The organism is Pseudomonas sp. NPDC087346, assembly GCF_044744235.1.
Classification (GTDB): domain Bacteria; phylum Pseudomonadota; class Gammaproteobacteria; order Pseudomonadales; family Pseudomonadaceae; genus Aquipseudomonas.
This window is the reverse complement of sequence record NZ_JBIUXX010000016.1, coordinates 110,937-111,449: the sequence shown is the minus strand read 5'-3', so window position 1 is coordinate 111,449 and position 513 is coordinate 110,937. Positions and strand designations below refer to the sequence as shown.

1 protein-coding gene is annotated in these 513 nt (G+C 50.9%); it reads right to left on the bottom strand.

What is annotated here, in order from left to right; translation table 11 throughout:
* Positions 1-467 (bottom strand): translation initiation factor IF-3 (infC, locus tag ACIOZM_RS12735; protein ID WP_401214044.1); only part of this gene is annotated, 467 nt, incomplete at its 3' end.
* Positions 468-513: the final 46 nt, after the last annotated feature.

The following is a 513-nucleotide window of genomic DNA, read 5'->3' as shown; positions in this document are numbered from 1 at the left end:
AGGTCACCTTCAACCCGTTTGAGGAGTTCCATCCCCAGCTCCTGGTGGGCCATCTCACGGCCGCGGAATCGCAAGGATACCTTGGCCCTGTCCCCATCACTCAGGAAACGTACCAGGTTGCGCAGTTTTACCTGGTAATCCCCTTCCTCCGTCCCTGGACGAAACTTGATTTCTTTAACCTGAATCTGCTTCTGGTTTTTCTTTGCAGCGGCAACCTGTTTCTTCTTTTCGAAGATCGATTTGCCGTAGTCCATCAGCTTGCAAACAGGTGGTACTGCATCGGCGGAAATTTCCACCAGATCCAGTTTGGCCTCTTCAGCCTTAAGAAGCGCGTCTTCAATTGACACAATCCCAAGCTGTTCACCTTCAGCACCAATTAACCGAACCTCGCGTGCAGAGATATTCTCGTTGATCGGGGCTTTCGGTGCAGCTCGTTTATCTTGTCTCATTTCACGCTTAATAATAATTACTCCGAATCTGGGCGACCACGCCGGGAAACCGCTTGGGATTGTG